At 65.7% G+C, this 22,148-nt stretch carries 21 protein-coding genes; 15 read left to right on the forward strand and 6 right to left on the reverse strand.

All coding sequences use genetic code 11. The features are described from left to right. The first annotated feature begins 241 nt into the window (after positions 1-241). The 10 genes from cyoA (at position 242) to DTPSY_RS11405 (ending at position 10,583) form a co-directional block, all read left to right on the forward strand. Positions 242-1,291, forward strand: coding sequence for a ubiquinol oxidase subunit II (cyoA, locus tag DTPSY_RS11360; RefSeq protein ID WP_015913686.1), 1,050 nt, complete (start codon positions 242-244; stop codon positions 1,289-1,291). A 61-nt stretch (positions 1,292-1,352) separates the two neighbouring features. Next, a complete protein-coding gene (gene cyoB, locus DTPSY_RS11365; protein WP_015913687.1) occupies positions 1,353-3,359 on the forward strand; it encodes a cytochrome o ubiquinol oxidase subunit I in 2,007 nt (668 codons plus the stop codon). Continuing rightward, positions 3,352-3,987: a cytochrome o ubiquinol oxidase subunit III gene (gene cyoC / locus DTPSY_RS11370; protein ID WP_015913688.1), complete on the forward strand. Its 636-nt coding sequence runs from the start codon at positions 3,352-3,354 to the stop codon at positions 3,985-3,987. Before cyoB ends, cyoC begins: the two co-directional genes overlap by 8 nt. Beyond that, positions 3,988-4,407: a cytochrome o ubiquinol oxidase subunit IV gene (gene cyoD, locus DTPSY_RS11375; RefSeq protein WP_015913689.1), complete on the forward strand. Its 420-nt coding sequence runs from the start codon at positions 3,988-3,990 to the stop codon at positions 4,405-4,407. It begins immediately after the preceding gene. 11 nt (positions 4,408-4,418) lie between these two features. Beyond that, entirely contained in the window at positions 4,419-5,228 is an 810-nt protein-coding gene (locus DTPSY_RS11380; protein WP_015913690.1) for an SURF1 family protein, read from the forward strand. Beyond that, complete coding sequence (locus DTPSY_RS11385) at positions 5,225-6,568, forward strand: ATP-binding protein (protein WP_015913691.1); 1,344 nt, start codon at positions 5,225-5,227, stop codon at positions 6,566-6,568. Before DTPSY_RS11380 ends, DTPSY_RS11385 begins: the two co-directional genes overlap by 4 nt. Continuing rightward, positions 6,558-7,091 carry a response regulator transcription factor gene (locus DTPSY_RS11390; RefSeq protein WP_011805937.1) on the forward strand — a complete coding sequence of 178 codons (534 nt, stop codon included), beginning with the start codon at positions 6,558-6,560 and terminating at the stop codon, positions 7,089-7,091. Before DTPSY_RS11385 ends, DTPSY_RS11390 begins: the two co-directional genes overlap by 11 nt. A gap of 111 nt (positions 7,092-7,202) precedes the next feature. Beyond that, complete coding sequence (locus DTPSY_RS11395; RefSeq protein ID WP_238526532.1) at positions 7,203-7,847, forward strand: glutathione S-transferase family protein; 645 nt, start codon at positions 7,203-7,205, stop codon at positions 7,845-7,847. Between the two features lie 326 nt (positions 7,848-8,173). Further along, entirely contained in the window at positions 8,174-9,550 is a 1,377-nt protein-coding gene (gene trhP, locus DTPSY_RS11400; RefSeq protein WP_015913693.1) for a prephenate-dependent tRNA uridine(34) hydroxylase TrhP, read from the forward strand. Positions 9,551-9,698: 148 nt separating this feature from the next. Further along, positions 9,699-10,583, forward strand: a complete 885-nt coding sequence (locus tag DTPSY_RS11405; RefSeq protein ID WP_015913694.1) for a hypothetical protein — start codon at positions 9,699-9,701, stop codon at positions 10,581-10,583. Positions 10,584-10,590: 7 nt separating this feature from the next. Here the strand turns inward: DTPSY_RS11405 and DTPSY_RS11410 are convergent, their stop codons facing one another. Continuing rightward, positions 10,591-11,022: a hypothetical protein gene (locus DTPSY_RS11410; RefSeq protein WP_015913695.1), complete on the reverse strand. Its 432-nt coding sequence runs from the start codon at positions 11,020-11,022 to the stop codon at positions 10,591-10,593. Between the two features lie 105 nt (positions 11,023-11,127). Between DTPSY_RS11410 and DTPSY_RS11415 the strand changes: the two genes are divergently transcribed. Continuing rightward, a complete protein-coding gene (locus tag DTPSY_RS11415; protein ID WP_015913696.1) occupies positions 11,128-11,943 on the forward strand; it encodes a helix-turn-helix domain-containing protein in 816 nt (271 codons plus the stop codon). Positions 11,944-12,162: 219 nt separating this feature from the next. On the opposite strand, the gene acnB is transcribed toward DTPSY_RS11415, so the two are convergent. From acnB to DTPSY_RS11440, 5 genes are all read right to left on the reverse strand, one after another. After that, on the reverse strand, positions 12,163-14,754 hold the full coding sequence (gene acnB / locus DTPSY_RS11420; RefSeq protein ID WP_015913697.1) for a bifunctional aconitate hydratase 2/2-methylisocitrate dehydratase: 2,592 nt from the start codon (positions 14,752-14,754) through the stop codon (positions 12,163-12,165). A 114-nt stretch (positions 14,755-14,868) separates the two neighbouring features. Continuing rightward, positions 14,869-15,489, reverse strand: coding sequence for a hypothetical protein (locus DTPSY_RS11425; protein ID WP_011805944.1), 621 nt, complete (start codon positions 15,487-15,489; stop codon positions 14,869-14,871). A gap of 59 nt (positions 15,490-15,548) precedes the next feature. Continuing rightward, a complete protein-coding gene (locus tag DTPSY_RS11430; RefSeq protein ID WP_015913698.1) occupies positions 15,549-16,559 on the reverse strand; it encodes an HpcH/HpaI aldolase/citrate lyase family protein in 1,011 nt (336 codons plus the stop codon). Continuing rightward, positions 16,556-17,332, reverse strand: coding sequence for a trans-aconitate 2-methyltransferase (gene tam / locus DTPSY_RS11435; RefSeq protein WP_015913699.1), 777 nt, complete (start codon positions 17,330-17,332; stop codon positions 16,556-16,558). Before tam ends, DTPSY_RS11430 begins: the two co-directional genes overlap by 4 nt. A gap of 12 nt (positions 17,333-17,344) precedes the next feature. After that, positions 17,345-18,331 (reverse strand): malate dehydrogenase, encoded by a 987-nt coding sequence (locus tag DTPSY_RS11440; protein WP_015913700.1) that lies wholly within the window; start codon positions 18,329-18,331, stop codon positions 17,345-17,347. A 200-nt stretch (positions 18,332-18,531) separates the two neighbouring features. Here DTPSY_RS11440 and DTPSY_RS11445 point away from each other — a divergent pair, with 200 nt between their 5' ends. The 4 genes from DTPSY_RS11445 to sdhA all read left to right on the forward strand — a co-directional run bounded on the left by DTPSY_RS11445 (position 18,532) and on the right by sdhA (position 22,133). Beyond that, positions 18,532-19,320 carry a GntR family transcriptional regulator gene (locus tag DTPSY_RS11445; protein ID WP_015913701.1) on the forward strand — a complete coding sequence of 263 codons (789 nt, stop codon included), beginning with the start codon at positions 18,532-18,534 and terminating at the stop codon, positions 19,318-19,320. A 137-nt stretch (positions 19,321-19,457) separates the two neighbouring features. After that, the gene (gene sdhC, locus DTPSY_RS11450) at positions 19,458-19,892 is read left to right on the forward strand and encodes a succinate dehydrogenase, cytochrome b556 subunit (RefSeq protein WP_015913702.1); all 435 of its coding nucleotides are present in this window, start codon (positions 19,458-19,460) and stop codon (positions 19,890-19,892) included. A 47-nt stretch (positions 19,893-19,939) separates the two neighbouring features. After that, entirely contained in the window at positions 19,940-20,305 is a 366-nt protein-coding gene (sdhD, locus tag DTPSY_RS11455; protein WP_015913703.1) for a succinate dehydrogenase, hydrophobic membrane anchor protein, read from the forward strand. Between the two features lie 22 nt (positions 20,306-20,327). Continuing rightward, complete coding sequence (sdhA, locus tag DTPSY_RS11460) at positions 20,328-22,133, forward strand: succinate dehydrogenase flavoprotein subunit (protein ID WP_011805951.1); 1,806 nt, start codon at positions 20,328-20,330, stop codon at positions 22,131-22,133. The last annotated feature ends 15 nt before the right edge of the window (positions 22,134-22,148 follow it).

Raw genomic sequence — 22,148 nt, forward strand, 5'->3', positions numbered from 1 at the left:
ACACTGACGTCTCGCGCGGGAAAACCCTCACGCCCAGTCGGCCATCCGCGCCGCCATGGTCGCGCCCGCAGGCCGCATACGGCCTGCCATCACGCCATAAGTTTGACCCTGGACAAAATGTCCAATCGACAAATGCGCTAGGCGTATTACATTCGTCTCCGTCCAGTAATTCGCGTTTACACCTAGCGCCGCGCCCGCCCGCGCGACGCAAGGCCGTGCACGCTTTTTGACACGCCTAGCAATGCTCCAACTGAAGAAACTCCGCGGGCCCACCTGGCTCGCCGCGGCTTTGGCCGCAGCCAGCCTGGCTGGTTGCAGCAAGGCCGTCGTATTGAACCCGGCGGGTGATATCGCTGCCCAGCAGGGCAACCTGGTGGTGACTGCCACGGTGCTGATGCTGATCGTCATCGTGCCGGTGATCCTGCTGACGCTGCTGTTCGCCTGGAAGTACCGCCAGGGCAACACCGACGCCGAGTACGACCCCGACTGGCACCACTCCACCTCGCTGGAGCTGGTGATCTGGAGCGTGCCGCTGATGATCATCATTGCCCTGGGCGCGCTGACCTGGATCGCTACCCACAAGCTGGACCCCTACCGCCCTCTGGACCGCATCGACGCCCAGCGCGCGCTGGCCGCCGACGTCAAACCGCTGGAAGTGCAGGTGGTGGCCATGGACTGGAAGTGGCTGTTCTTCTACCCCGAGCAGGGCATTGCCACGGTGAACGAGGTGGCCGCGCCAGTGGACCGCCCGATCCTGTTCAAGCTCACCGCCACATCCACCATGAACGCGTTCTATGTGCCGGACCTGGCCGGCATGATCTACGCCATGCCTGGCATGCAGACCGAGCTGAACGCCATCATCAACAAGCCCGGCGTGTTCCATGGCCTTGCCTCGCACTACAGCGGCCCCGGCTTCTCCGGCATGACCTTCAAGTTCCACGGCCTGAGCGATGCCGAGTTCGCCCAGTGGGTGGACAAGGCCAAGACCGAAGGCAAGCCCCTGGACAAGACCACCTACCTGCAACTGGCCAAGCCCAGCCAGCGCGACCCCGTGCAGCGCTTTTCCACCGTGGAAGACGGCCTGTACGGCAAGGTGCTCAACCGCTGCGTGGAAGACGGGCAGATGTGCATGCACGACATGATGGCCATCGACGCGCTCGGCGGCGAAGCCTTCGTCAAAGCCAACGGTCTGACGCTGCCGCAGGACGTATGCACCGCCGGCAACGCGCCACAGATCCTGGCCGCGCTGCAGCCCGCAGCCGCCCTCCCCGAGGCCACCACCCAACAGTGAATTTGACGGACCCGACGCGGGCGCCAAGCCGGCGCCGGGCCCATTAGCCAAGAGATTCGATATGTTGTCTGAACAAACTACCCCAGCCCACTGGCTGTTGGGCCGCATCACCTGGGACTCGATCCCGATGGCGCACGAGCCCATCGTGCTGTGGACCTTCATCGCGGTGGTCCTGGGTGGCATCGTGATGCTGGCCGGCCTCACCAAGTTCCGCCTGTGGGGCCCGCTGTGGCGCGACTGGATCTGCTCCATCGACCACAAGAAGATCGGCATCATGTACATGATCCTGGGCCTGGTCATGTTCCTGCGCGGCTTCGCCGACGCGGTGATGATGCGCTTGCAGCAGGCCATGGCTGTGGGCGAGAGCATGGGCTACCTGCCGCCGCACCACTACGACCAGATCTTCACGGCCCACGGCGTGATCATGATCTTCTTCGTGGCCATGCCCTTCGTCACGGGCCTGATGAACTACCTCGTGCCGCTGCAGATCGGCGCGCGCGACGTGTCGTTTCCCTTCCTGAACAACTTCAGCTTCTGGATGACCACCGGCGGCGCCGTGCTGGTGATGATCTCGCTGTTCCTGGGCGAGTTCTCCACCTCCGGCTGGCTGGCGCTGTCCAACCTCGGGGCGCAGGACCCTGGCGTGGGTCTCGACTATTACATCTGGGGCCTGCAGATTGCGGGGGTGGGCACCACCTTGTCGGGCATCAACCTGATCGTCACCATCATCAAGATGCGCGCGCCGGGCATGAACCTGATGAAGATGCCCGTGTTCACCTGGACCGCGCTGTGCACCAACGCGCTGATCGTCGCCTCGTTCCCCGTGCTGACGGCAGCGCTGGTGCTGATGTCGCTGGACCGCTATATCGGCACCAACTTCTTCACGAACGACCTGGGGGGCAACTCCATGCTGTACGTGAACCTGATCTGGATCTGGGGCCACCCCGAGGTCTACATCCTGGTGCTGCCGGCCTTCGGCGTGTTCTCCGAGGTCGTCGCCACGTTCTCGCGCAAGCGCCTGTTCGGCTACACCTCCATGGTGTACGCCACGGTGTGTATCACCATCCTGTCGTACCTGGTGTGGCTGCACCACTTCTTCACCATGGGCTCGGGCGCCACGGTGAACACTTTCTTCGGCATCACGACGATGATCATCTCGATCCCGACGGGCGCCAAGATCTTCAACTGGCTGTTCACCATGTACAAGGGCCGCATCCGCTTCAGCGTGCCCATGCTGTGGACGGTGGGCTTCATGTGCACCTTCGCCATCGGCGGCATGACTGGCGTGCTACTGGCCGTGCCCCCGGCCGACTTCGTGCTGCACAACAGCCTGTTCCTGGTCGCGCACTTCCACAACGTGATCATCGGCGGCGTGGTGTTCGCCGTGTTCGCTGCCATCAACTTCTGGTTCCCCAAGGCCTTCGGTTTCCGCCTGATCGAGTCCTGGGGCAAGGCATCGTTCTGGTTCTGGCTGACTGGCTTCTGGGTCACGTTCACGCCGCTGTACATCCTGGGCCTGATGGGCATCACGCGCCGCGTCAACCATGTGGAAGACGCTTCGCTGCACATCTGGTTCATCATCTCCGCGGTGGGCGTATGCCTGATCGCGGCGGGCATCGCCTGCTTCTTCATCCAGCTGTTCGTGAGCTACCTCAAGCGCGACCAGCTGCGCGACGTGACCGGCGACCCCTGGGACGGCCGCACGCTGGAGTGGGCCACCTCCTCGCCCCCGCCGCAGTACAACTTCGCCTTCACGCCCGTGGCGCACGAGATCGACGCCTGGTGGGACATGAAGAAGCACGGCTACAAGCGCCCGCTGACCGGCTTCCAGCCCGTCCACATGCCCGCCAACACTGGCGCCGGCGTGGTGATCGCCGCGCTGTCCACCGTGTTCGGCTTCGCCATGATCTGGCACATGTGGCCGCTGGCGGTCGCCTCGTTCGCCGCGACCGTGCTGGCCTCGATCATCCACACCTTCAACTACAAGCGTGACTACTACATTCCGGCAGCCGAAGTGGCCGCCACGGAAGACGCACGCACCAAGCAGCTTGCCGCAGCCCATGTCTAATACGCACACCCTCCAAGCGGGCGGCACCGCCGCCCTGGCACCGCGCGAGTACCACCTCGCGCATGAACCCCACCCCGAGAACGGCACGTCCCTGGGCTTCTGGCTCTACCTGATGAGCGACTGTCTCATCTTCGCAGCGCTGTTCGCCACGTACGGCGTGCTGGGCCGCAGCTACGCCGCGGGCCCCACGGGCGCGCAGCTGTTCGACTTGTCGCTGGTGGCCATCAACACGGCCTTCCTGCTGACGTCGTCCATCACCTTCGGCTTTGCCATGCTGCAAAAGCAGGCGGGCAACGCACGCGGCACGCTGGCTTGGCTGGCCGTCACCGGCCTGCTGGGCCTGGCCTTCCTGGGCGTGGAGCTGTACGAGTTCGCACACCTGATCCACCAGGGCGCGACACCCCAGCGCAGCGCGTTCCTGTCGGCCTTCTTCACGCTGGTGGGCACGCACGGACTGCACGTGACCTTCGGCCTGATCTGGCTGGTGACATTGATGATTCAGATCAGCAAGCACGGCCTGATCCATGAAAACAAGCGCCGCCTGAACTGCCTGTCCATGTTCTGGCACTTCCTGGACGTGGTCTGGATCGGCGTCTTCACCTTTGTGTACCTGATGGGGGTGCTGTAAATGAGCGCACACGAAATTCACGCCGGCCACGACGACCATGGCCACGACCATGACGACCTGCACGTCACCAAGGGGGACTACGTCAAGGGCTTCATCCTCGCCGTGATCCTCACCGTAATCCCATTCTGGCTGGTCATGGCCGACGTGATCCAGAACCGCACCACCGCCGTGCTGGTGCTGGGCATCTTCGCCATGGTCCAGGTGGTGGTGCACATGGTGTACTTCCTGCACATGAACGGCAAGATCCAGGGCGGCTGGACGATGCTGTCCACCATCTTCACCATCGTGTTCCTGGCAGTGACCATCATCGGCACGTTGTGGGTCATGTTCCACATGAACGCCAACATGATGCCCGCGCACGCCAACCCCATGGCCGCACAGCACCAGGGCAGCGAGGCACACCAGCCGAAGGCGCCTTGACCGCTCCGACCATGCACGCCCCGGAGCCGCAGCGCACCCGCGCGCACTCCAACCTGACGATGGCGGTGCTCGCTCTGGCGGGCATCGCCTTGTTCGTTGTGTTCTGTGCCCTCGGCTGGTGGCAGGTGGAGCGGCGCACCTGGAAGCTGGCCCTGATGGAACGCGTAGAGCAGCGTCTGCATGCCGCGCCCGTGCCGCTGCCCGCGCGCGCGCAGTGGCCTGGCGTGGATGCGGCTGGCTTTGAATACCAGCCTGTGCAGGCTGAGGGTCACTGGCTGGCCAGCAAAACCGTACTGACCCAGGCCACCACGGCGCTCGGCGCGGGTTTCTGGGTCATGACCCCGCTGCAGCTGGACGGCGGCGGCCAGGTGCTCGTCAACCGCGGCTTCATCCCCCAGGCGCAGCGCGCCCAGTGGGCCGCTGGCGGCCCCGGCATGCAGGAAGGCGAAGCCGTACAGCTGCAGGGCCTGTTGCGCATGAGCGAGCCCGGAGGCGGCTTCCTGCGCCGCAACGACCCCGGGGCGCAGCGCTGGCATTCGCGCGACGTGGCGGCCATCGCCCAGGCCCAGGGCCTGGACGCCGCGGCCCCGTTTTTCATCGACGCGGGCATTCCCGACGCGAACGCCCCAGCGCCGATGGATGCCGAGACTTCCACCACCGCCGGTCCCTGGCCCCGCCCGGGACTAACGGTGGTTCGCTTCCACAACAGCCACCTGGTGTATGCCATCACCTGGTTCGGGCTGGCCGCCATGGTGGCGGCAGCGGCTGCGTATGTGGCACGCTACGAGCTTCGCCTGCGTGCCACCTTGCGCTCCCGATGACAGCTTCCGCCACCTCCACCCCCTCCGCCTCCCCGCCCGCCTTGAAGGCGCGCTCGGCCGATGCCGCGGCCGGGCTGAAAAACCTGCACCAGCTCATCCAGTTGCGCTGGATCGCCGTGGTGGGCCAGGTGTTCACCATCGAGGTGGCGCACTACGTGCTGCAACTTCCCCTGCCCCTGCGCGAGATGCTCATGGTCGTGGGCTGCCTGGTGCTCTACAACGCGGTGAGCTTCGTGCGCTGGCGCACCGGCCGCGGCGTGCGCAACGTGGAGCTGTTCCTGGCGCTGCTGGTGGACGTGGCCGTGCTCACCGTGCAGCTGTATCTGAGCGGGGGCATCCGCAACCCATTCGTCTTCTTGTACCTGCTGCAGGTGGCGCTGGGCGCGGCGCTGCTGCGCAGCGCCTACGTCTGGACCATGGTGCTCGTCACCGCAGCCTGCTTTGCGCTGCTGGCGCATTACAGCGTGCCACTGCAACTGGCGCCCGACTTCGCGCGCGGGCTGGGCAGCCCCTACGTGCTGGGCCTGCTGGTGTGCTTCATGCTCAACGCGGCGCTGGTGGTGATCTTCATCAGCCGCATCGGCCAGAACCTGCGCCAGCGGGACGCGCGTCTGGCCGCCATACGCCAACGCGCCGCCGAGGAAGAGCACGTGGTGCGCATGGGGCTGCTGGCTTCAGGCGCTGCCCATGAGCTGGGCACGCCGCTGGCCACCATGGCGGTGATCCTGGGGGACTGGAAGCGTGATCCTGCATTGGCCGCCAACCCCGCGCTGCAGGAAGACGTGGCCGAGATGCAGGCGCAGGTGCAGCGCTGCAAGACCATCGTCAGCGGCATCCTGATGTCCGCCGGCGAGACGCGCGGCGAGGCATCGGCGCAGACCACCGTGTGCCAGTTCCTGGACACGCTCGCCAGCGAGTGGCAGGCCACGCGCTCGGTTGACGAGTTCATCTATGACAACCGCTTCGGCCAGGACACCCCCATGGTGTCCGATGTCACGCTGCAGCAAATGGTTTTCAATGTGTTGGACAATGCCCGCGACGCATCGCCCCATCGGGTCGGCCTGGTGGCCGAGCGTGATCAAGACCTGCTGCGCATTACCGTCACAGACAATGGCCCCGGCTTCGCGCCGGCCATGCTGTCGCAGTTCGGCAAGCCCTACCAGTCCAGCAAGGGCCGCCCCGGCGGCGGGCTGGGCCTGTTCCTGGCAATGAACGTGGCGCGCACCCTGGGGGGCACCGTGCAGGCACGCAACCTTCCGGGCGGCGGCGCCCAGGTCACGATCACGCTGCCGCTGGCCGCGATTGCGTTGCAGGAGACACCCACGCACCATGGACGCTGAACGCTTGCTGCTCATCGTGGAAGACGACGAGGCCTTCGCGCGCACGCTGGCCCGTTCGTTCGAGCGGCGCGGCTACCGCGTGCTGCACGCCGACAGCCTGGCACAGGCCGAAGCACTGCTGGCCGGGCACACGCCCGACTATGCCGTCGTGGACCTCAAGCTCAAGGGCGAGGCCACAGGCCTGGCCTGCGTTCGGGCATTGCACGCGGCCAACCCGGACATGCTCATCGTCGTGCTCACGGGCTACGCCAGCATTGCCACCGCCGTCGAGGCCGTAAAGCTGGGTGCCTGCCACTACCTGGCCAAGCCATCGAACACTGACGATATCGAGGCCGCCTTCGGCCTTACCGAAGGCAATGCCGACGTCGAACTGACCAACCGCGCCAGCTCCATCAAGACACTGGAGTGGGAGCGCATCCACGAAGTGCTGGCCGAGACCGGCTTCAACATCTCCGAGGCCGCGCGCCGCCTGGGCATGCACCGCCGCACGCTCACGCGCAAGCTGGACAAGCGGCGGGTTTAGCGCCTTGATCGCGCATGGGCTGTCATCGGCCAGAGCCTGTCTTTACGAAGGGCGGCTGATGGGGAGGCTGTCGCCGTATTCATTCAGGATCCTCGAAGCGCGTTGTTTGAGATGGAAGACCTGCCCATGATCCTTGTCGGCCAATATGACAGCCCCGTCACGCGCCGTGTCGCCATCGCGCTGCATCACTACGGCATCCCCTTCACCCGCGATACGCGATCCATCTTTGGCGATGCGGCAGCAATCGGTAGGATCAGCCCGCTGACCCGCATCCCGGCCCTCGTCCTCGACGATGGCGAAGTGCTGATCGACAGCGCATCCATCCTGGATCATCTCGATGAGCAGGCAGGCGACGCGGCGCTGATCCCCCGCTCCGGCCCCCAACGCCGGCGCGTTCTCCAGATGACGGCACTGGCGCAAGGCACCCTCGAAAAGGTCGCGGCTGTGGTGTACGAGAGGCACTTTCACCCCCCCGAACACCGCAGCGCCGTCTGGCTGGATCGCTGCCTTGGCCAGGCACGCGCTGGTCTCGACGAACTGACCAAACGCCTTGCCACACCGTATGCCTGCGGGGCGGCACTCACCCATGCCGATGTGATGATCACCACGCTGATCTGGTACATGCAGGACCGGATGGATGAAGTGCTGTCACCGTCCGCCCACGCCGCGCTGATCTCACTGGCCGAACACTGTGAAGCGCTGCCCTCCTTCCGCGCCGCCGCCCCGAGCGATTTCGAGGCGATGCCACGAAGCTAGGGCCTGTTGGCACGGAATGTGAACAGGCCCTCGTCTTGGATATACCTGTTCATGGCTGCAATATCCAAGGGAAGGCCGGGCGCACGAGGCGTTGAGCCACGGTTCGTGGCGTCGGATTCGCGTCCGGCACAAGCCGCTGGAGGCCAAACTCCGCCACCGGCGAGCAGTCCGCTCTCGCCCCAGCCTCTCGCCCCTACGTCACACACCCCTCCTGATCCTCCCAACTGCCACCGCCGACAACGCAAAGCAACCGCCCCAAAGACCCCAACCCGGTCATTACCCACGCGCCCCACCCTCACCCCGCACATCAGCGAAAATTGCAGGCTATGACCCTCAAAGCCCCCGAACTGCTGCTGCCCGCCGGCTCGCTCGACAAGATGCGTGCGGCGTACGACTTCGGCGCCGACGCCATCTACGCCGGCCAGCCGCGCTACAGCCTGCGTGCGCGCAACAACGAGTTCCGCCTGGAGCAGATAGCCCAGGGCATCCAGGAGGCGCACGCGCGGGGCAAGAAGTTCTTCGTCACCAGCAACCTGATCGCGCACAACGACAAGGTGCGCACCTACCTGCGCGACATCGAGCCCGTCATCGAGTGCAAGCCCGACGCCTTCATCATGGCCGACCCCGGCCTGATCATGATGGTGAAGGAAAAGTGGCCCGAGACCGAGATCCACCTCTCGGTGCAGGCCAACACCACCAACTACGCCACGGTGAAGTTCTGGCAGAAAGCCGGCGTATCGCGCATCATCCTCTCGCGCGAACTGAGCCTGGACGAGATCGAGAAGATCCGCCAGGAATGCCCTGACATGGAGATCGAGGTCTTCGTGCACGGCGCGCTGTGCATTGCCTACTCGGGCCGCTGCCTGCTCAGCGGCTACTTCAACCGGCGCGACCCCAACCAGGGCACCTGCACCAACGCCTGCCGCTGGGAATACAAGACCCACGACGCGGCGGTGGACCCCAACACCGGCGAAGCGCTGGCCACGTCCATGGAGCAGGGTTTCAACTTCGAACAGGCGCGCGAGGAAGCCGACAGCCAGTTCACCAGCACCTGCGGCAGCGGCCAGCGCCACCCCAAGGCCGACCAGGTCTACCTGATCGAGGAGATCGGCCGCCCCGGCGAGCTCATGCCCATCATGGAGGATGAGCACGGCACCTACATCATGAACTCCAAGGACCTGCGCGCCGTGGAGCATGTGGAGCGCCTGGTGAAGATCGGCGTGGATTCGCTCAAGATCGAGGGCCGCACCAAGAGCCTGTACTACGTGGCGCGTACCGCCCAGGTGTACCGCCGCGCGATCGACGACGCGGTGGCAGGCCGCCCGTTCAATCCGCACCTGATCACCGAGCTGGAAGGCCTGGCCAACCGCGGCTACACCGGCGGCCTGCTGGAGCGCCGCCCGGCCAACGACTACCAGAACTACGAGACCGGCAACAGCGTGCTGCAGCGCGCCCACTTCGTCGGCCAGGTGCGCGGCTACGCCGACGGCATGGCCGAGGTCGAGACCATGAACCGCTTCGCCGTGGGCGACACGCTGGAGGTGATCCACCCCAGCGGCAACCGCACGGTGCAGCTCACGCAGATGTTCAACCTGGACGGCGAAAGCGTGCAGGTGGCGCCGGGCAATCCGCTGCGTGTGCGCATTCCGATCGACGGCCCGGTGGAAGGCGCGCTCATCGCGCGATTGCTGCAGCCTTCCTGAAACCATAGCTGGCAGCGCCCGTCCACAGGGCGTTTCAGGTAGATTTGATACCGAAACGCCCAGCCATCAAGCGCGAGCAGCTCCTCTTTTTGCAAAGGCCCCAGCGGGGCCTTTGCCCATTTCTTGCCCCTCCCCATACCAAGAACCCATGAATCCTGAAGACATCGTCGTCCTGCCCGAACTCAAGGCCTACATCGACCCGCTCACGCCCGAAGAGCACGACGCGCTGGAGCGCAGCATCCTCGCAGAGGGCTGCCGCGACGCGCTGGTGCTGTGGGGCAACATCCTCGTGGACGGCCACAACCGCTTCGGCATCTGCCACAAGCACGGCCTGCCCTTCCAGACGGTGCAAAACACCCGCTTTCAGAACATGGAGGACGTGCACCTGTGGATGATCGACCAGCACCTGGGGAGGCGCAGCGTATCGGAGTTCCAGCGCGGCGTGCTGGCACTGCGCAAGCGCGAGATCATTGCCGAGCGCCGCGCCGCAGCCGCTGCCGCCGTGGTGGCCGCCAAGGCCGAGGCCGCCCAGGCACCCGAGCAGGCCCCCTGGGAGGGTGACACCGACCCGGTCGTCGCCCAGGCGCTGGCCAGCGTGCCCAAGGTGCCCGAAGACGCGCTGGACACGCGCGAGGCCCTGGCCCGCGCCGCCCGCCTGACGGCCGCCCAGGTCAAGGCCATCGAGACCATCCACCAGAACGCAGCGCCGGAAGTGGTGGCCGCCGTCAAGTCGGGCGAACTGTCCTTGAACGCCGCAGCCGTGGTGGCCACCCTGCCGGTGGACGAGCAAAAGAGCGCCGCGGCCGGCGGTGCGCAGGAACTCAAGCAGGCCGCCAAGCGCGTGCGCGATGGCAAGAAAAAACCAAAGGCCGATGCCGCCGCAACGGAGGCCGACGGCACCGCCGGGCCGGAATCGACGGCCGCCCCCGACACCGCAAAGCTGCAGCAGCGCGTGGCGGAACTGGAGGCCGAAAACGAGCGCCTGCGCCAACAGGTCAAGGCCCTGCAAGACCTGCTGGCCGAGCAGGGCTGAGCACCCGTCAGGAGACCGCCGCGCGCACGCCCTGCACCGCCACGCGTGCGCGGCGCAGCGCCATCCACTGCAGTTCCGCCAGGGCCAGCACGGCCACCGCCTGCACGGCCACATAGGCCTGGCCCCAGCCGCCGGTCACCCACGTCGTGCCCCACAGCACCACTGCGCTGGCCAGCACCCACAGGAAATTGCCCGCCACCAGCAGCGCCAGCGCGCCGCCGGCTGCCTCGCGCCACAGGGCCAGCGACCCGGCCAGCAGCACGAAAGGCAGCAGCAGCCAGCCGCTGGCCAACAGCAACCGGGGCGACATGCCCAGCCATTCAGCCAGCGGCGCTGCCGCCGCCAGGTGCAGCGCCGCCATGCCGGCGCCTGCGGCGGCATCGGCCCAGAGCACGCGGCGCAGGCCGCCGGGGGACGTGAAAGCATCGATGAAGGCCATGGTGTGATCTCCTGAGGGGTTGAACATGGCCTGCATCGTCGGCACGCGGCGGCTGCGCGTCCATGACCTGGCAGGTCATGCCCACGTCGCGCGGCCGGCCCTACCATGCAGGCCATGCACCATGCTCCCGCCCTATCGACACCCGCGCCTTTTGGAGAACGCCTGCGCCACTGGCGCCAGCACCGGCGCTTGAGCCAACTGGACCTGGCACACGCGGCCGAGGTGTCTACGCGCCACCTGAGCTGCGTGGAAACGGGCCGCGCCAGCCCCAGCCGCGACATGGTGCTGCGCCTGGCCCATCGCCTGGACGTGCCCCTGCGCGAGCGCAACGCGCTGCTGGTGGCCGCGGGCTATGCCCCGATGTACCGCGAACGCCCGCTCGATGCGCCCGAGATGGCCGATGCGCGCGCGGCGGTGCAGCGCATCCTGGACTGCCACGAACCCTGGCCGGCGCTGGCGATGGACCGGCACTGGAACCTGCTCATGGCCAACCGCATCGTGCCCCTGCTGCTGTCCGGCGTGGACGCCGAGCTGCTGCAGCCGCCCGTGAACGTGCTGCGCCTCAGCCTGCACCCGGGAGGCCTGGCACCGCGCATCGCCAACCTGGAGCAATGGCGCGCGCACCTGCTGGAGCGGTTGCGCCAGCAGATCCACGAGAGCAGCGACCCGGTGCTGGCCGCCCTGCTGCAGGAACTGCAGGCCTACCCTTTGCCGCCTGCCAGCCCGCCGCTGCCGGGCGAGCACCTGGGCGTGCTCATGCCGTTCGAGTTCCGCACGCCGGCCGGCACGCTCCAGCTGGTGAGCACCACCACGGTGTTCGGCTCGCCCGTCGATGTGACGCTGCAGGAGCTGGCGCTGGAAACGTTCTTCCCCGCCGACGACGCCAGCGCCGCTGCGCTGCGCGCGCTGGCCGCGGCCTGAACGGCACCGTCTCCCGGGTCGTGACCACGGTCTCGGCGTGCGACATCCCCCGACGCGCGGCACACGCGGCGCGAGCATTTAAGTGAAAATGGCCGCTAACGCAGCACCAGCAAGCGCCAGCAGCTATTAATTAATGAGCAAAAGAAAACCCCCGCCAGGCATGCGCCCTGCGGGGGTTGACGGGAGGGGCCGCGCCGCGGCCCGGGCCTCAGCCGGCGATCAGGCCGTCACGCCCTTGGCGACCTCTGCATATTCCTCGATCTGGTCGAAGTTCATGTAGCGGTACACGCTGGCCTTGTCGGCATCGATCACGCCCATTTCCTGGAGGTATTCCTCCTTGGTGGGCAGCTTGCCCAGGCGCGAGGCGATGGCGGCCAGCTCGGCCGAACCCAGGAACACGTTGGTGTTCTTGCCCAGGCGGTTGGGGAAGTTGCGGGTGGAGGTAGAAATCACCGTCGCACCTTCACGCACCTGCGCCTGGTTGCCCATGCACAGCGAGCAGCCGGGCATTTCGGTGCGCGCGCCGGCCGTGCCGAAGGCAGCGTAGTGGCCTTCCTTGATCAGCTCGTTCTGGTCCATCTTGGTGGGCGGTGCCACCCACAGCTTGACGGGAATGTCGCGCTGGCCGCCCAGCAGCTTGGCCGCTGCGCGGAAGTGGCCGATGTTGGTCATGCACGAGCCGATGAAGGCCTCGTCGATCTTGGTGCCGGCCACTTCGGACAGGAACTTGGCATCGTCCGGATCGTTCGGGCAGCAGACGATGGGCTCCTTGATGTCGGCCAGGTCGATCTCGATCACGGCGGCGTATTCGGCGTCCTTGTCGGCTTCGAGCAGGTCGGGCTTGGCGAGCCAGGCTTCCACCTTCTCGATGCGGCGCTGCAGCGTCTTCGCGTCCTGGTAACCATCGGCGATCATGTTCTTCATCAGCACGATGTTGGAGCGCAGGTACTCCTTGATCGGCTCGGGGTTGAGCTTGATCGTGCAGCCGGCGGCGGAACGCTCGGCCGAGGCGTCGGACAGCTCGAAGGCTTGCTCCACCTTCAGGTCCGGCAGGCCCTCGATTTCGAGGATCTTGCCCGAGAAGATGTTCTTCTTGCCGGCCTTGGCCACGGTCAGCAGGCCCGCCTTGATGGCGTACAGCGGGATCGCGTGCACCAGGTCGCGCAGCGTCACGCCGGGCTGCATCTCGCCCTTGAAGCGCACCAGCACCGACTCGGGCATGTCCAGCGGCATCACGCCGGTGGCGGCGCCGAAAGCCACGAGGCCCGAGCCTGCGGGGAAGGAAATGCCGATGGGGAAGCGGGTGTGCGAGTCACCGCCGGTGCCCACGGTGTCAGGCAGCAGCAGGCGGTTGAGCCAGCTGTGGATCACGCCGTCGCCGGGGCGCAGAGCCACGCCGCCGCGGTTGCTGATGAAGGCCGGCAGTTCGCGGTGCGTCTTCACGTCCACGGGCTTGGGGTAGGCAGCGGTGTGGCAGAAGGACTGCATCACCAGATCGGCCGAGAAGCCCAGGCAGGCCAGGTCCTTCAGCTCGTCGCGCGTCATGGGGCCCGTGGTGTCCTGCGAGCCGACGGTGGTCATCTTGGGTTCGCAGTAGGTGCCGGGGCGGATGCCCTGGCCTTCGGGCAGGCCGCAGGCGCGGCCGACCATCTTCTGGGCCAGCGTGAAACCAGCATTGGACGCCGCAGGTGCCTGGGGCAGGCGGAACGCGGTCGAGGCGGGCAGGCCCAGGAACTCACGCGCCTTGGCGGTGAGCGAGCGGCCGATGATCAGGTTGATGCGGCCACCGGCCTGCACTTCGTCCAGCAACACGTCGGACTTGAGCGCAAACTCGGCCACGGTCTCGCCGTTCTTCACGATCTTGCCGTCGTAGGGCAGCACATCGATCACGTCGCCCATCTCCAGCTTGGAAACGTCCACTTCGATCGGCAGAGCGCCGGAGTCTTCCTGCGTGTTGAAGAAGATGGGAGCGATCTTGCCGCCCAGCGTCACGCCACCAAAGCGCTTGTTGGGCACGAAGGGAATGTCCACGCCCGTGCCCCAGATGATGGAGTTGGTGGCGGACTTGCGCGACGAGCCGGTACCCACCACGTCACCCACGTAGGCGACCAGATGGCCCTTCTTCTTCAGGTCCTCGATGAACTGCATCGGGCCGCGCTTGCCGTCTTCCTCGGGCTTGAAGGCTGCGTCGGGGCGCGTGTTCTTCAGCATCGCCAGGTAGTGCAGCGGGATGTCGGGGCGGCTCCAGGCGTCAGGCGCGGGCGACAGGTCGTCGGTGTTGGTCTCGCCGGGCACCTTGAACACGGTGACGGTGATCTTTTGCTCGACCTTGGGGCGGCTGGTGAACCACTCGGCATTGGCCCAGCTCTGCATGACCTCCTGGGCCTTGGCGTTGCCGGCCTTGGCCTTGGCGGCCACGTCGTTGAAGAAGTCGAACATCAGCAGCGTCTTCTTCAGCGCTTCGGCAGCCACGGAAGCGACTTCGGCGTCGTCCAGCAGCTCGATCAGCGGGTGCACGTTGTAGCCACCCACCATGGTGCCCAGCAGCTCGGTGGCCTTGGCCTTGGAAATCAGGCCGACCGTGATGTCGCCATGGGCGACGGCCGCGAGGAAGGACGCCTTGACCTTGGCTGCGTCGTCCACCCCCGGCGGCACGCGGTGGGTCAGCAGGTCCACCAGGAAAGCCTCCTCGCCAGCGGGCGGGTTCTTGATCAGCTCGATCAGTTCGGCCGTCTGCTTGGCATCGAGCGGCAGCGGCGGGATGCCCAATGCAGCGCGCTCGGCCACATGGTCGCGGTAGGCTTTCAACATGTCTTCTTTCTCCGGGATAGTCTAGGTTTTCAAAGTGGGGCGACAACCGGCCGGCCACACTGGCGCACACGGCAGGCGTGCACTGCGTGGCCCCGCCGGCAGGCGGTTCTAGGTTTACTTGGCGGCCGGGTTGTCCAGCAAGCTTTGCGGCGGGTTCTTCTTGATGGCCTCGGCCACCACCACCTGCTGCGGGCTCATGCATTCGTCAGCCATGCGCTGGCCCAGCTTCTGGTTCATGAGCATGGATTTGTTGGCGATCTGCACCCACACGGCACCCGCGCGCTGGTCTTCCAGGCGCACCGCGCCGGTGGTGGTGGCCACCGGGGCCATGTGGTACTTGAAGCCCTTGCCTTCCACATGGAAGCGGCCGGGCGACTGCGTATCGGCCTCGATGCTCACGAACGCGCCCAGTTCGCACGCCATGCGGCCCGTGTACACGCGCTCGGCGATCTGCAGTTCTTCGGGAGTGAGCGCCGCCTCGGCTGCGGCCAGGCCCGACGCCACCTGCACGGCACCGCTGTGCAGGCGCGTGCGGCTGCTGGTGGGCGACGCCTTGGCGACGGTGTCGCTCTTCTTCTCGGCCTTGGGCTTGGTCGCCTTGGCGGAGGTGCTCTTCGCCGCAGGCTTGGCGCTGCTCTTCTTGGCCTCGGCGGGGGCGGCGGGCTTGGTCGCCGTCTGCGCCGTGGTGAGGGCGGGCGCCAACAGTATCAATGCGGAAGCGATGAGGGTCTTCATGGTGACTCCTGCGGGGAAAGAATGAATGGAAGGCAGATGGGGCGACAAGAATACCCGTATCAGGTGAAGGTGGTCTCAGCCTTGGCAAACCAGCCCTGCGCCTCGGCGGGCAGCATGCGGCCGGTCTGGTGTGCACGCTCGAGCACCTGCCAGAAATAGCGGTAGCTTGCGCGGTCGTGCAGTACGCCCTCCTCGCTGATGGGAGCCCAGTCAGCCTGGATGGCGGCAGAGATGATGCGGCTGGCTCGCGCGATTTCCGCACCTTCCGGTGCGAAAGCCGCCAGGATAGGCCGGATCTGCGCGGGGTGGATGCTCCACATGCGCGTGTAGCCGAACTGGCGCGCGGCCCTGCCGGCCGCGGCCTGCATGGCGTCGGGATCGCTGAATTCAGTGACCACGCAGTGCGATGGCACCTTGCCATTGGCATGGCAGGCGGCGGAGATCTCCAGCTTGGCACGCACGACGAGCGGATGCTCGAACTGCCCGGTGGACGTCATGCCCGAGGCGGGAATCGCACCGCCATGGGCGGAAACGAAGTCCATCAGGCCGAAGCTCAGGCTCTGGATGCGCGGGTGCGCGGCGATCTCGAAGGCCCGGTGCACGGCAGCGGGAGACTCGATAAGGGCGTGCAGCGGCAGATGGCTGGCGCCTGCGGCCTCCAGCGCTCGCTCGGCTGCGAGCACGTCATCCACGGTTTCCACCTTGGGCAGCATGATGTGGCACAGGTGTTGCCCCGCCTCACCGGCGATGATGGCCATGTCCTGCGCGAAGGCGGGGTGGTCGACCGTGTGCACACGTGCCGCCACGCGCGCGCCGGCTCCGGCTTCGCGCGCCAGGCGTGCCACCAGCATGGCGTGCTCGCGCTCTTGCCCCACGGGCGCGCCGTCCTCGCAGTCGAGCGTCACGTCAAACACGCAATGGCCAAACTCGGCAAGTAGCTCCTGCTGCAATTGCAGGCTCTTGCGCATGCGCACTTCCACGCCGCTGTAGTGGTCGCACACGGGAATCGCATGGGCGCGCGCCTGAGCGCCCAGCAGGACTTCAGCGGGATGGGCAGCGGACGAGGTCATGGGGCACGCTGGGCAACGATGAACAAACGGGGAAACGCGAACAGCCGATGGCCGTCCGCGCGCTTGGTATAGGCCTCGCCAATGCGCTGCGTGTAGGCCTGAAGATACGCATCCCGCAACACGGCGGAGAGAGGATCAAGGAAGGGTTTCAGGCCTGTGGACTCCAGCCACTCGACGATGGCCTGGACCGAAGGCATGACATGGCGGTACGCGGTGTGCCAGATATCGACCCGGCAGGCCATGGGCGCGAGAAGGTCGTAATAAGCCTCCACCGACAACAGCGCCGCACGCTGGTCCGCGGCATGCGCCAGCTGATCACGCCACGCAGACTGGCTCGCCAACTCGCGCATGAGCTGGTGCGACGGCTGGTCCAGGTTGTCGGGCATCTGCACCGCCAGGACACCGCCGGGTGCCAGGCAGCGCATCAACCGGGCGAACAGCCCGGCATGCCCCGCCACCCACTGCAGGGAGGCGTTGGCAAAAATCAAATCGGGCGCCACGGTGGGCGCCCAGTCGGCAATGTCGGCCTGCACGAAGGGCACACCGGGCAGACGCTTGCGCGCACTGGCCAGCATCGCTTCGGAGTTGTCCAGACCGATGAGTTGCGACTGTGGGAACCGCTCCAGCAGCAATTGCGTGGAATTGCCATTCCCGCAGCCCAAGTCCACGATGTGGCGGGGTGCGGGATGGGAGACCCGCGCCAGCAACTCGACAGCCGGGCGTGTGCGCTCGCTCTCGAAGCGCTGGTAGAGCGCGGGATCCCAGTCGTGCATGGAGATGCGCGATTACAGCAGGTGCTTGACGCCGTCCTGCTCACCTTGCAGCTCGGCCAGGGTCTTGTCGATGCACTCTTGCGAGAAAGCGTCGATGGCCAGGCCTTCGACAATCTTGTACTCGCCGTTCTCGGTGGTGACCGGGAAGCCGAACACGATACCGGCGGGAATGCCGTATTCGCCGTTGGAGGGCACACCCATCGTCACCCACTCGCCCTTGGAACCCAGGGCCCAGTCGCGCATGTGGTCAATGGCGGCGTTGGCGGCAGAAGCAGCCGAGGACAGGCCACGAGCGGCGATGATGGCTGCGCCGCGCTTGCCGACGGTGGGCAGGAACACATCCTTGTTCCAGGCCTGGTCGTTGATGGCGTCCTTCACGGACTTGCCGTCCACGGTGGCGAAACGGTAGTCAGCGTACATCGTGGGCGAATGGTTGCCCCACACCGTCAGCTTCTTGATGTCGCCCACCTTGAAACCGCCCTTGGCCGCCAGTTGGGAAGCTGCACGGTTGTGGTCCAGGCGCAGCATGGCCGTGAAGTTCTTGGCCGGCAGGTCGGGGGCCGACTTCATGGCGATGTAGGCGTTGGTATTGGCGGGGTTGCCCACCACCAGCACCTTCACGTTGCGCGAGGCCACGGCGTTCAGGGCCTTGCCCTGGGCCGTGAAGATCTGGGCATTGGCAGCCAGCAGGTCGGCACGCTCCATGCCGGGGCCGCGCGGACGGGCGCCGACCAGCAGGGCGTAGTCGGTATCCTTGAAGGCGGTCATGGGGTCCGAGTGGGCTTCGATGCCGGCCAACAGCGGGAACGCGCAGTCTTCCAATTCCATGATCACGCCCTTGAGCGCGTTCTGGGCCTTCTCGTCGGGAATTTCCAGCAGTTGCAGGATGACGGGCTGGTCCTTGCCCAGCATTTCGCCGGAAGCGATGCGGAACAGCAGCGCGTAACCGATTTGGCCTGCAGCGCCGGTCACGGCGACACGAACGGGTTTCTTGCTCATGCGAAAACTCCAGAAAGAGGTGTGAGGGAGGTGGTGTTGGTGCAAGGTCGCACCAGCGCCAGTCATCAGCAGCCCGTGCCCCGCAGAACAGCCCAGGAGTTTACCGCCGATTACTGCGCAGGGTCAATTTGTCTTATGTCTTATATAAGATATGATCGCCCTCAATTCAGCGGCATGCTCCGCCCCCGGCACAGCCCACCATGTCCTCCTCGCCCCCTCCGACCACAGAAGGCACGCCCGCAGGTGCGGGCGCGGGGGCATCGACTCCCGCATTCAGCCCCCTGTACCAGCAGATCAAGGGGCTCATCCTGCACAGCCTGCAGCATGGTGAATGGAAGCCCGGTGAAGCCATCCCCAGCGAAATGGAACTGGCTGCGCGCTTTCGCGTGAGCCAGGGCACGGTGCGCAAGGCCATCGACGAGCTGGCGGCCGAAAACCTCGTCATGCGCCGCCAGGGCAAAGGCACCTTCGTGGCCACTCACGCAGAGCGGCAGGTGCAGTACCGCTTCCTGAAACTGCTACCTGACACGGGGGACGCCCGCGTAGAAGGCCCGGCGCAGCGCACCATCCTGGAGTGCCGGCGCATGCGCGCCAGTGCGGAGATCGCACGCACGCTGGCGCTGCGGACCGGAGATGTGGTGGTGCAGGTCAAGCGCATCCTGTCGTTTGTGGGCGTACCCACCATCCTGGAGGACATCTGGCTGCCAGGGCAGGCCTTCAAGGGCCTGACTGCGGAGCAGATGGCCCACTACCAGGGACCCACCTACGCCATGTTCGAGCTGGATTTTGGCGTGCGGATGGTGCGCGCCGAAGAAAAGATCCGCGCCGTGTTTCCCGATGAAACGCAGGCTCAATGGCTGAACATCCCCGTCGCTACACCACTGCTCAGCGTGGAGCGCCTCGCTTACACCTATAACGATGTTCCCATGGAGTTACGGCGCGGGCTGTACCGGACTGACACACATCACTATCACAATGAACTGAGCTGATCCACTGCCCGACCACGAATGCAACCAGGGAAAATACGCAGTCTCCGCAAGCTTCCCGTAATGCATTGCAATAGAATTTTGGGTTGTTTGCATCCGCGCAATTACAACGCAGTTACATCCACGAAAGCACACACGCCATGACAGAACTTGCCAAGCAACGGCCTGAATACCGCAACATCCACGCGTTTCGCGACCTGCCCAGCTACCGGTGGCCGCTGGCCGCGCTGGTTTCTGGCATGCACCGCATCAGCGGCATGATCATGTTCTTGCTGCTGCCTCTGGTGATCTGGATGTTCGATACCTCGGTGTCGTCGGAAATCTCCTTCGGCAAGTTCACCTCTGCCTTCTCGTCGGGCCTGGGCTTCGCGCCTGGCTGGCTCATCAAGCTGCTGACCCTGGGCCTGATCTGGGGCTATCTGCACCACTTCATCGCCGGCCTGCGCCACCTGCTGATGGACATGAACCATGCCGCCGTCACGAAGGAATTTGGCAAGAGCTCTGCTGCCGTCACGCTGGTCGCAAGCTTCGGCCTGACCGCGATTCTGGGCGCCAAGCTCTTCGGCCTGTACTGATCGGCGCACCTGCGCAGATCACTTTTTCACATAAAAAAGGAATTTCCATGTCCGTGAATTACGGCTCCAAGCGCACCGTCGTGGGTGCCCACTATGGCGTGCGCGACTGGCTGGTGCAGCGCGCCACCGCCGTCTTGATGGCTTTGTTCACCCTGGTGCTGCTGGCCTGCGTCATCTTCAGCAAGGGCCCCATCGGCTACGACCTGTGGGCCGGCATCTTCTCCAGCCAGTGGATGAAGGTTCTGACCCTGTCCGTCATCGTGGCGCTGGCCTGGCACGCCTGGGTAGGCGTGCGCAACGTGTGGATGGACTACATCAAGCCGGCAGGCCTGCGTCTGACGCTGCAAGTCTTCACCATCGTCTGGCTGGTGGCCTGCACCGGCTGGGGCATCCAGGTTCTGTGGCGTCTCTGATTCCCGCGACTGAAAGAAAACAATGAGCTACACCAAAGCCAACATCACCAAGCGCAAGTTCGACGTGGTCATCGTCGGTGCCGGCGGCTCGGGCATGCGCGCCTCGCTGGAACTGTCCCGCGCAGGCCTGAACGTGGCCTGCCTGTCCAAGGTCTTCCCCACCCGCTCGCACACCGTGGCAGCGCAAGGCGGCGTGTCCGCATCGCTGGGCAACATGAGCGAAGACAACTGGCACTACCATTTCTACGACACCATCAAGGGCGGCGACTGGCTGTCCGACCAGGACGCCGTCGAGTTCATGTGCCGCGAAGCACCCAAGGTGGTGATTGAGCTCGAACACTTCGGCATGCCGTTCGACCGCAACCCCGACGGCACCATCTACCAGCGCCCCTTCGGCGGCCACACGGCCAACTACGGTGAGAAGCCCGTGCAGCGCGCCTGCGCCGCGGCCGACCGTACCGGCCACGCCATGCTGCACACGCTGTACCAGAAGAACGTCGAATCCAAGACCAACTTCTTCGTGGAATGGATGGCGCTGGACCTGATCCGCGACGCTGAGGGCGACGTGGTCGGCGTAACCGCGCTGGAACTGGAAACCGGCGACCTGTACGAACTGCACGCCAAGGCCGTGCTGCTGGCCACAGGCGGCGCTGGCCGCATCTTTGCGGCATCGACCAACGCCTTCATCAACACCGGTGACGGCCTGGGCATGGCCGCACGCGCGGGCATCCCGCTGCAGGACCTGGAGTTCTGGCAGTTCCACCCCACCGGCGTGGCCGGCGCGGGCGTGCTGCTGACCGAAGGCTGCCGCGGCGAAGGTGCCATCCTGCTGAACAGCAATGGTGAGCGTTTCATGGAGCGTTACGCGCCCACCTTGAAGGACCTGGCACCGCGCGACTTCGTGTCCCGCTCGATGGACCAGGAGATCAAGGAAGGCCGTGGCTGCGGTCCCAACAAGGACTACATCCTGATGAAGCTCGACCACCTGGGCGCTGACACCATCCGCAAGCGCCTGCCGTCGGTGGAAGAGATCGGCCACAACTTCGCCAACGTGGACATCACCAAGGAACCGATCCCCGTCGTGCCCACCATCCACTACCAGATGGGCGGCATTCCGACCAATATCCACGGCCAGGTGGTCACCTGGGACGGCGAGAAGAACAACGTGGTCAATGGCCTGTACGCCGTCGGCGAATGCGCCGCGGTGTCGGTACACGGCGCCAACCGCCTGGGCACGAACTCGCTGCTCGACCTGCTGGTGTTCGGCAAGTCGGCCGGCAAGCACATCGTGCAATTCGTTGGGGGCTACGGCGAGCACAAGGCCGTGCCGGCCGATGGCAGCGACCGCACCCTGGCGCGCCTGAACCAGTTGGAAGAATCCAAGGACGGCGTCTACGCCCAGGACCTGGCCAACGACATCCGCCAGACCATGCAGCAGCACGCCGGCGTGTTCCGCACGCAAAAGGGCATGGACGAAGGCGTGGTCAAGATCAACGCCATCCGCGAGCGCGTGGGCACCGTGACCCTGAAGGACAAGTCCAAGGTCTGGAACACCGCACGCATGGAAGCGCTGGAAGTGGACAACCTGATCGAGGTCGCCCAGGCCACGATGACCTCGGCCGCGGCCCGCCAGGAGTGCCGTGGCGCACACACCGTGGACGACTACGAGCACCCTGCCGACCATCCCGACTTCCCGTTGGGCCGCAATGACAAGGAGTGGCTCAAGCACACGCTGTGGCACAGCGCCAGCAACAGCCTGAGCTACAAGCCCGTGAACATGAAGCCCCTGACGGTGGACAGCATTCCTCCGAAGGTCCGCACGTTCTAAGACAGCCGCTGCCCA

It is taken from the genome of [Acidovorax] ebreus TPSY, from assembly GCF_000022305.1.
GTDB classification, from domain to species: Bacteria; Pseudomonadota; Gammaproteobacteria; order Burkholderiales; family Burkholderiaceae_C; genus Diaphorobacter; species Diaphorobacter nitroreducens.